The sequence below is a fragment of the Microvirga sp. P4_A5 genome (assembly GCF_056402495.1).
Genome location: NZ_JBFUHH010000131.1, coordinates 1 through 9,836, shown reverse-complemented (window position 1 = coordinate 9,836; position 9,836 = coordinate 1). Strand labels below are relative to the sequence as shown.

Genomic DNA, 9,836 nt, shown 5'->3' with positions numbered 1-9,836 from the left:
GGGCAGCCGAAGCAGCGCTCGCTTCACTCGTCGATCTGGCGACAGAATTGCGCAACCACGGCCTACCGGTGGAGTGGGATCTGGACGCAGCCCTTGCTGCCGCAAGCCGTAATCCGCGGGGGTCCAGCATCATAGTAGAGCCGGCGGATAATATCGGCGGCGGAGCTGCCGGGGATTGCACGGCGGTGCTGAGAGGGATGCTGCGCCTCGGAATCAAGAATGCGGCTGTGGTAATTGCCGATCCTGAAGCGGTCGCAAGCCTGCAGGATGCAAAGCCTGGTGAGGAGCGGCTCATCCGCATCGGCGGAAAACGCACCTCGCTGGATGAGGGACCGGTCGAAGTGACAGCAAAACTTCTCCGTTTGACCGACGGAAGGTTCGCGCTGGAAGATCTCAACAGCCACCTCGCGGCGGCCCAAGGCTCCTCCTTCGACATGGGGCCGTGCGCGGTTGTGGAAATCGACGGCGCCGTCACCGTTCTTTTGACCAGCCGTAAAACGCCGCCGTTCGATCTCGGCCAGCTGCGTTCGCAAGGTATCGAGCCGGAGAGCCTGTCGGTGATCGGCGTGAAAGCAGCCGTCGCGCATCGCCGAGCCTACGACCGGATCGCCCCCGCCAGTTATACGGTCACGACTCCGGGACCCTGCACCAGCGACCTGCGCGCCCTGCCCTATCAGAAACTTCGACGCCCTATCTATCCCCTCGATCCCATCTGACAGCACGCCAACGATCAATCAGCCTACGAATTTCAGCACCTTTGCGAGTTCCCGAATGACCAAAACCAAAGCGCCGGATGTTTCAGCAGATGCCGGAAGGATGATGACTTTCGCGACATCTGCGCGCCAGATCCGGGAAAATTCCAAATGGATGGCAGGAGGGGTCAATAGCAATTTCCGTCTGAATATCTCGCCTACACCCCTCGTGATCGAGCGCGGAGATGGTGCGTATCTTTATGACGCCGACGGGAACCGGCTGACGGACTACTATCTCGGCATGGGGCCGATGATCCTCGGTCACAAACCGCAGGCAATCGTGGAGGCGGTCACATCACAGATCGAGAAAGGCATTCTCTTCGCGGGACAGACGGCGATCGAGGCGGAAGCCGCGAGACTGGTTTGCGAAATGGTGCCCGGCGCCGAAAGAATGCGGTTCGGATCGACCGGCTCGGAGGTTATTCAAGCGGCGCTCCGCATCGCCCGCGCCGCCACCGGGCGCGACAAGATCGTCAAGTTCGAGGGCCATTATCACGGCTGGTTCGACAATGTCCTCTGGTCGGTTGCTCCGCCGCTCGACGCCGCTGGTCCGCGTGACGCACCCGTTCCGTTCGCCGGCAGCAAAGGCCAGCTTGCCACCACGGCCGAGGCGCTTGCGATCCTGCCATGGAACGATCTTGCTGCTCTGGAGAGACGGCTGGCAGTGGGGGATATCGCTGCCGTTCTGATGGAGGCCGCCATGTGCAATGCCGGCGCCATCCATCCGCTGCCCGGATATCTTGAGGGTGTGCGCAATATCTGCACGCGGACCGGCACGATTCTGATATTCGACGAAGTCATTACTGGCTTCCGGATCGCGCCCGGAGGTGCACAGGAATATTTCGGCGTAACGCCGGACCTTGCTACCTTCGGCAAGGCGATCGCCAATGGTTTCCCGGTCGCGGCGATTGCCGGGCGGGCCGATCTTATGGAACTCTGCGCCACCGGCGGCGTGCTGCATGGCGGAACTTACAATGCCCAGCCCATCGCCATGACGGCGACAGCGGCCACGCTGAAATCGCTGACTCCCGCGCTCTACGACGCCATCGCCGGCAATGGTACGCGTCTTATGGACGGCTTGCGCACTATCTTTGCTGCGGCCGGCATTACCGCGAGCGTCACGGGCTTCCCGCAAGTCTTCCATGTGGCGTTCGGCCTGGATGCGCCGGCACGCGATTACCGTGATCTCGCTCGCATGAACCGCCCGGCCTATGTTGCTTTCGCGACCGCGCTGCTGGAACGTGGCGTGCGAGTGCTCGAACGAGGTGCATGGTTCATGTCGTCGGAACATGATCAGAGCATCGTTGATGAAACGCTTGCGGCCGCGGCAGATGCTGTCGACACGTTGAGGCGAAGAAATGTTCTTTGATGCGCCGAGCGCGCACCTGCGGGAAATCTGCTGACCAATCCATCACGAACGGAAGGATGCGACATGTTGAAGACACCTTCATCTACGACAGCCGGACCAAGCTTTGATGATGCCTATGACCTGTCTCGCCGCAACGTGCTTCGTCTGGGGCTGGTGGGAGGCGCGATGCTTGTCGGTCCATCCTTCGCCATCGCCGCTGGCGGCCCTTCCGGAACTCCGATCGCCGGCGGCACCCTTACGATCGGGGCCGATGCCGATCCGATCGGACTTGATCCCACCACGGTCACGGCTTTCTCGTCCTACGATTTCACCGGGCTGATCTACACCGGACTGCTGCGGTGGAATGCCCATATGAAGATCGAACCGGATCTGGCCGTCAGCTACGAGCGCCCTGACGACAAGACCTATATCTTCAAGCTCCGCGAGGGCGTGAAATTTCACAATGGGCAGGACTTCACCGCCGAAGACGTAAAGTACACGTTTGACCGGATCCTGGATCCCGGCACCGCGAGCAAACTTCGAGCACAGTATTCGGGCATCAAAGCCGTGACGGTTCTCGACCACCGCACCGTCAAATTCGAGCTCAAAACCACCGACGCCGCGTTCCTCAATTACCTGGCGACAAACCCTGATGGCGCGATCGTCCCGAAGGGCGTCGGGAATCTCAGCACGCAGCCTGTCGGCACCGGCCCGTTCGTCTTCGAATCCTATCAGCCAAATCAGCAATTTACCCTGACGGCCAACCCGAGTTACTACGAAAAGGGCGTGCCCTACCTGTCCAAGGTTGTGTTCAAATTTTATAAGGACCAAGCGACCCTCTCGTCTGCCCTGCGGTCGAAGGCAATCGACATGACGTGGCTGAAAGACCCAAAGGTCGCGGCGCTCATGGCGAAGACCTCGCCGGAACTCGTCTCTGCCCCGGGCCAAACATCGCGAACCTTCCCGATCTGGCTGAACATGAAAGCCAAACCGCTCGACGACATCCGGGTGCGGCGTGCGCTCAGCCTCGCGACAGATCGAAAAGCGTGCCTCGACACTGTTCTGGGCGGCTCGGGCAAGATCGGTGCAATGATTCCGGAAAGCCAGGTGGGTGGGTATGACGGTGTCGGTGGGATGCCCTATTACAAGCATGATCCGGCCGCTGCGAAAGAGCTGCTCGCGGAGGCGGGTTATCCAGATGGGATCGACCTCGGCAACTACATCGTCGTTGCGGCCAATCCCCTCGACGTCGCATGCGCACAAATCCTTCAGCAGCAGTGGCAGGCCGCCGGGATTACCGTGAAGCTGACCCCGATGGAGACTGCGCCGCTGCTCAATCTCTGGAGCACCGGGGCATGGCCGACGCTTCTCTCGGTTGCGCTCTCGTGGACGCCGGACGCGGATGCAATCTTCCAGTACGTCAAATCGGACAGCAAATTCGGGACTGCGATGGGTATCGCAGACCCCCAGCTCGACAAGCTGATCACTGAGGCGCGCGCTGATGTCGATCCTGCCAGCCGAGCCGCCAAGAATTTGCAGATCCAGCGGCACATTGCGGAGAATGCGTATGTCATCCAGACCTACCAATATCCATTGCGCTGGGAAATCTGGTGGAATTACGCGAAGGGATATATGCCGCTTGCCGCAAACATCCGCTCGTTCGTGCGAACAACCTGGGTGACGAAGTAACCATGGCTTCGCGCGCACGGCACAGGCCGGCTATTCGATGATACGCGTGGTTCTCACCCGGTTTGCCTTGACATTGGTGATCCTGCTGGGCGTATCGTTCATCGCCTTTATGCTGATGCGCGCGCTGCCTGGCGATTTCGCGATTGCGGCCGCAGGTTCACAGAGCGTTGCGCCGGAGGTGCTCGATGCCATCCGACGCGACCTCGGACTCGATCGCCCGCTTCTGGAGCAATATTTCCTCTGGCTCGGCCACGCGTTGGCCGGCGATCTCGGCAGGTCGTTCGTCACGAAACAACCTGTGCTGAGCGAGCTGCCCGCTCGATTCGTTGTCACCTTTCAACTCACGTTGATCGCTGCCATCATCGCGATGACGATGGGCATAGCCACGGGATTGGCGTCGGCGCGCATGCGTGGAAGAACGGATTGGTTCGTGCGGATTTACAACGGTCTTATTCTCGCTGTGCCGAACTTCGTGGTCGCAACACTGATCGTGCTTCTGGCCGGGCTCTATTTCCCTCAGCTCTCGATCTTCAACTACACGCCCTTCCTAAACGACCCGATAGCCAATGTGGGGAGCCTCCTTCTCCCGGCGTTTTCTCTTGCGTTGGCCGTCTCTGTCACGATCTCGGAGAACACGAGGGCAGCCGTCCTTGAAATTTCGAGCCAAGACTTCGTCATGGTAGCGCGGGCCAAAGGCCTGTTGCCGCGCACCGTGTTGAGAAACTACCTCGTCAGGAATGCATTGACGCCGATTATCACGGTGACCGGACTCCAGGTCGCATCGCTGCTCGGCGGCAGCATCCTTGTCGAGACGATCTTCGCAATCCCCGGCATGGGTCAGTATCTGTTCGATTCGATCAACAGCCGCGATTATCCGGTGATCCAGGCAATCGTGGTATTGGCTGCGAGCGTGGTCATTCTGGTCAATATGCTAGTTGACATTGCGTATGCGCGGGTCGATGCGAGGGTCAAGGCATGAGCATCGTCAGGGCGATGGTTGATACGGCGGGTAGCAAGAATCCCGCTGCGGGCAAGCGGCACCGTCTCACAAACGGCCAATTGCTCCTGGGGCTCGGGATTGCGATGCTGACCGTGTTGATCATCGTCACGGTGTTTGCTCCGCAAATCGCGCCCTTCGATCCTTCAAAGACGTCACCCGATTCCCTCGCCGGCCCAAGTGCGCAACATTGGCTCGGCACGGATTCGATCGGGCGCGACGTGTTGAGCCGCCTGATCGTCGGCGGCCGCACGACATTGCTGATCACCGCGGTTGCCGTGTTCCTCGCGCTCGCCGCCGGACTGGTTCTCGGCCTGCTCTCCGGCTATCTCGGCGGCATGGTGGACGAGATCATCATGCGAGTACTTGACGTGGTGTTTGCGTTCCCGGTCTTCTTGCTGGCGATCGCAGTGGTGGCGGCTTTAGGGCCGACGGTGCCGAACCTAATTCTCACAATCGCGATCGTGTACACGCCCGCCATGGCTAGGGTCGTGCGCGGCCCCGTGCTGAGCGTGAGGGAATGGGATCACGTGGAGGCGGCGAGAAGTGTTGGCGTCAGTGAGTTAAGGCTGGTGCTGCGTCACGTGCTGCCGATGGTGATTTCACCCATTGTGGTGGCGACCAGTCTCACCTTGTCGCACACGATCTTCACCGTGACGGCGCTTTCATTTCTCGGCCTCGGGCCACCGCCACCGGACCCCAACTGGGGCGGGATGCTCTCTGAAGCTCGACAATTCATGGAGCTCGCACCACTGACGGTGGTGGGACCTGCGACCGCTATCGTCTTCGCGACGCTAACCTTCATCGTATTGGCGAACGGGCTGCGCGAAGTTCTCGATGTGGGGAGCTGGCGTTGAGTGAACCGAGCACCCCGATTCTGAGCGTGCGGAACCTCACCGCGCGGATCGCGACCCGCCAGGAAGAAATCCAGGCAGTGAGGGGCATCTCGTTCGATATCGCGGCAGGCGAGGCTGTCGGCTTCGTCGGGGAATCGGGCTGCGGCAAGAGCGTAACCGCGAGGGCGATCATGCGCTTGGCCCCCGAGGGCACCTCGGTTGCCCTGGGCGGCTCCGTCGATTTCATGGGCGAGGACCTTTTGCAACTGGATGAGAAGGCGATGCGCGATCTGCGCGGGCGTCGAATCGCCATGGTCTTTCAGGATCCGATGACATCGCTCAACCCGGTCATGACAATTGGGTCCCAGATCGACGACATCGTCGGCCGGCACACGGAGCTTCGTGGAAAGGCAGTCAGGCAACGGACCGTAGAACTACTGAATCTTGTGGGAATTCCCAACCCGGAACGCCGCGCGGACGATCATCCGCATCAGTTCTCAGGTGGAATGCGGCAGCGTGTGCTGATCGCGATTGCAATCTCATGCGATCCCGATCTCTTGATCGCCGACGAACCTACAACCGCCCTCGATGTCACCGTGCAAGCGCAGATCCTGCGATTGTTGATGCGGTTGCGGGAGGAACGCGGGATGTCCCTCATGCTGATCACACATGATTTCGGAGTCGTTGCCGGGATGGTTGAACGGGTAAACGTCATGTACCGGGGCGAGATTGTCGAATCCGGGTCAGTCGAGCGTGTCTTTGCGGAGCCGGCGCACGAATACACACGTGCTCTGCTGCACGCCGTCCCGCGCATCGATACTGCCGGTCGCGCGTTATGAGGTTGGCCAAAAAACGTCCCACTGACGCACCACTGCTTCAGGTTCGTGACCTGTCGGTCGTCTTTCCGGCCCAAAGAGGAAACCCGCCGCTTGCGGCCGTGAAGGGAGTTTCGTTCGATATCGCACCCGGCCAGACGCTTGGCCTTGTCGGACAATCCGGATCGGGCAAGACGACGACCGGTCGCGCGATCCTTCAGCTCCAGAAAGTGCATCAAGGCTCGGTGGAACTTCTCGGCGAAGACCTGACCAAGATGTCATCGTTCAACCTGCGTCGGATGCGCCGACACATGCAGTTCGTTCTTCAGAATCCCTATTCGAGCCTGCACCCGCGCATGACGATCGCCCAGACGCTAACCGAGCCGCTTCGCGTGCACAGGTCGGTGCCGCCGAGCCAGATGCGTGAGCGTGTCGCGGAATTGTTGGAGCTCGTGAATATGGATCCGGCCGTGATGCACCGTTACCCGAATGCATTTTCCGGGGGGCAGCGTCAGCGGATCGTCATTGCTCGAGCGCTCGCGGTAAATCCGGATTTCGTCGTGTGCGACGAACCAGTATCGGCTCTTGACGTGCGAACGCAGGCGCAGATCGTGACGCTTCTTCGCTCGCTGCAGGACAAGCTCGGATTGTCGTATCTGTTCATCGCCCATGATCTCGCGATCGTTCGAGAGGTCGCGCACAAGGTTGCGGTGATGTTCGGGGGCCGCATCGTCGAGATGGGTAATGCCTCGCATATCTATGATACGCCTGCTCACCCCTACACTCAGATGCTGCTGAACGCCGTTCCTATCCCTGACCCGATCATCCAGCGTCAAAGGCTCCGCCTCACGCCCCCGGAGTTCCGCTTTTCCGCTGATGAGGATCACGACGGACCGTGCATTCACGGCGAAAATCATGTCAGGACCGGCACTGCCCCGTGGCATCAGATCGCCGATGGGCACGGGATTTCGTGCCGCTATTGGCCGCCGGCATCATAGGAACCTGCAGCGTAAGCCCCCGAAGATTTTTTGTTGGCTGACTGGCTCCCGCACCGACGAGGGGTTAACCCCGCTTGTCGCTGGGCACTTTGGCGTGAGATTCGGGAATTCTGAGAAGTCGTAGGCATTTTGGTGTGAGATTCTAGGAGAGAGGAATCTCAAATTAACTGCCAACATGAGACAGGATAAGGAGATCCCCTCTCCTTCCCGCTTTCAAGCGCCTAAGAGCGCTGTCGACCTCCCAAGCGTGTATGCCGCCGTAAATCCGTGACCATGCGGACCGGGTCCCGCATGACAATGGCGACCCCGGCAATAAGCGCAATCCGAAGCATGATGGGCAGGAAGGGTTGCCGGGTCATGTGCCTCTCAAGGTCATAGCGGTGGACCGCCTCGTCAAATCCGGGCACGACGGCGTTGAGCAGGCGCGATGGCCGATAGCCCTCCGACAATTCACCAGGATCAGGCCAGCGCGGGAGCAGTAACGGCCCCATGAGCAGCGCTGGAGACGGTGCGTCACCGGTATCGGCCTTGTGCTCTCCAAAAGCAGCTTCACCTTCGCACGCCCTTTCCCATAGGGTACCGAACAGGCGGTTGTATGGGTGCCTTTCGGAGACTATGTCCATCAGGCGAGAGCCGCAGGCCCTGCAGGTGATACGCCACCCCTGCAGCTATTGGCCGGGTTGGGGGTGACGGCCGGCCCAGTACAATTCTGGCATCTCTGAGCTGGCGGGGCCCGCCAGATCAGGCGTCGAACATCGTTGCATGTCCCAGCGTGGCTCATCGCAGCAATACGCGCATGCTCACAACGGAAACAGTCTGCCAGCAAGATCTACTGGGCGAGCGATGGCCCGTGCTCAAGAGCCTCAATGCAGGGAGCCTCCAAGCCGAGATGACCGAGCAGGCGGCGGTTCCCCACCTCATAGAAGGCCGCATGGCGACCCAGCCGGGATGGAAGCAATTCATTCGGCAAAGGCTTAAGGACAACCGGCGGTTCCGTCGCAAATCTAGAGTGAAGCCCAAAAGACACTAGGGTTTCCGCGAGACGTTCATGCTGCGAGCAGTTTGAATTGAGCAGCGAGCGACGGCTGCGGATTTTGGGCGTATTTCGCCTGTCCTTTGCGCATCAAGTGGATCATCTCAATCCCACCCAGGATCACGCGAGCACTAGCAAAGGACGGAAAGCCGAGCATCGGCAGGACCCGCCGCTTGATCCTCCTGTGATCCTGCTCAATTCGGATGTTCAAGTATCGACTCTGCCGGACCCGGATCGGCTTCAGCTTGCGTCTTGATCGATTACGCAGCCGATCTGTCGTGTCACAGATCAGGATCGCCTCGCGGTTGGTTTGGCTGCCATCGATGACGATTCGCTCGCAACGGCCATGGCGCTTGAGCGCTCGGCTGAGAAAGCGTTTGGCAGCAGCCAGATCACGCCGTTCGCTAAGCCAGAACTCAACCGTGTCGCCATTGCCGTCGACAGCCCGGTAGAGATACTTCCACTGGCCCCGGACCTTGATATATGTCTCGTCGACGTGCCACTTCCGGCTGACGGCGCGCTTGCGACGATTGAAGCGCTCGAGCAGTTCGGGCGAATAGCGAATAACCCATCTGTGAACCATCGCATGGTCGACCGAGATGCCTCGCTCGGCCATCATCTCTTCGAGGTTGCGCAGGCTCAGACCATACGCGAGATACCACCGGACGCAGAGCAGGATCACCGAGCGATCGAAATGCCGACCTTTGAACATGACGTCCTTCCCCGAACTGGACAGCCAAGGTAGCAGGTAACAGGAAACAAAAAGTTTGCGACGGAGCCGTCGCACCTGCGGTTGAGTAAGGCGCGAACGCCGAGGCTCTGCGAGACGCTCCTGGCCTTGCGAGCGTTTAAGGAAAGGGCCAACAGGAGGAATGCCCGGTAACGCCCCGTTATCGGGCAGCGTTGTTCCGTCTCATGAAACTGGCGGCAGTTTACACCGTGCACCCCTTCGGGCTTTCTCGTTGTGATCGATCGGCGAACGTGCCGAAGATTGGGAGGAGGGGAACTGGGGGTCCAATGGCCGGATAACGACGCTTCAAAGAGCCTGAAAACCTGATATGCATCCCGCGGGTCCTTCAGAAGCCCGGTCGCTGCGATGGATCTGTGACGCGTATGCCGTAAAGAAGAGGGAACACCATGTTGAACACGACAAATCGGATCGCTGCCGGACTAGGTTTGTTCGCGGCCGCCGTGCTACAGGCGCCGTCAGCATCGGCGCAAGGCAAGTTGCAGGAAGTCCTCAGTCGCGGAAAGCTCGTCGTTGGTACCGGCAGCACCAACCCGCCGTGGCACTTCCGCGACGAAAAGGGAGCCCTCGTCGGCTTCGACATCGAAGTCAGCAAGATCATCGCCCAGGGTCTCTTCGGC

General features: G+C 60.1%; 8 protein-coding genes and 1 pseudogene. 8 read left to right on the top strand and 1 reads right to left on the bottom strand.

What is annotated here, in order from left to right; genetic code table 11:
• The 7 genes from AC1DVM_RS21215 to AC1DVM_RS21185 all read left to right on the top strand — a co-directional run.
• On the top strand, positions 1-716 hold a 716-nt coding region (locus AC1DVM_RS21215; RefSeq protein WP_477257784.1), incomplete at its 5' end, for an MlrC C-terminal domain-containing protein.
• 103 nt (positions 717-819) lie between these two features.
• Positions 820-2,121, top strand: a complete 1,302-nt coding sequence (locus AC1DVM_RS21210; RefSeq protein WP_477257782.1) for an aspartate aminotransferase family protein — start codon at positions 820-822, stop codon at positions 2,119-2,121.
• A gap of 351 nt (positions 2,122-2,472) precedes the next feature.
• Positions 2,473-3,789: an ABC transporter substrate-binding protein gene (locus AC1DVM_RS21205; RefSeq protein WP_477257780.1), complete on the top strand. Its 1,317-nt coding sequence runs from the start codon at positions 2,473-2,475 to the stop codon at positions 3,787-3,789.
• 37 nt (positions 3,790-3,826) lie between these two features.
• The gene (locus AC1DVM_RS21200) at positions 3,827-4,768 is read left to right on the top strand and encodes an ABC transporter permease (protein ID WP_477257778.1); all 942 of its coding nucleotides are present in this window, start codon (positions 3,827-3,829) and stop codon (positions 4,766-4,768) included.
• On the top strand, positions 4,765-5,643 hold the full coding sequence (locus tag AC1DVM_RS21195) for an ABC transporter permease (protein WP_477257776.1): 879 nt from the start codon (positions 4,765-4,767) through the stop codon (positions 5,641-5,643). Before AC1DVM_RS21200 ends, AC1DVM_RS21195 begins: the two co-directional genes overlap by 4 nt.
• A complete protein-coding gene (locus AC1DVM_RS21190) occupies positions 5,640-6,461 on the top strand; it encodes an ABC transporter ATP-binding protein (RefSeq protein ID WP_477257774.1) in 822 nt (273 codons plus the stop codon). Before AC1DVM_RS21195 ends, AC1DVM_RS21190 begins: the two co-directional genes overlap by 4 nt.
• Complete coding sequence (locus AC1DVM_RS21185) at positions 6,458-7,435, top strand: ATP-binding cassette domain-containing protein (protein WP_477257772.1); 978 nt, start codon at positions 6,458-6,460, stop codon at positions 7,433-7,435. Before AC1DVM_RS21190 ends, AC1DVM_RS21185 begins: the two co-directional genes overlap by 4 nt.
• A 1,046-nt stretch (positions 7,436-8,481) precedes the next feature.
• Here AC1DVM_RS21185 and AC1DVM_RS21180 read toward each other — a convergent pair.
• On the bottom strand, positions 8,482-9,180 hold the full coding sequence (locus AC1DVM_RS21180) for an IS6 family transposase (RefSeq protein ID WP_477257770.1): 699 nt from the start codon (positions 9,178-9,180) through the stop codon (positions 8,482-8,484).
• Between the two features lie 425 nt (positions 9,181-9,605).
• Between AC1DVM_RS21180 and AC1DVM_RS21175 the strand changes: the two are divergent.
• Positions 9,606-9,836 (top strand): annotated as a pseudogene (locus AC1DVM_RS21175) (transporter substrate-binding domain-containing protein); the annotation flags it as partial.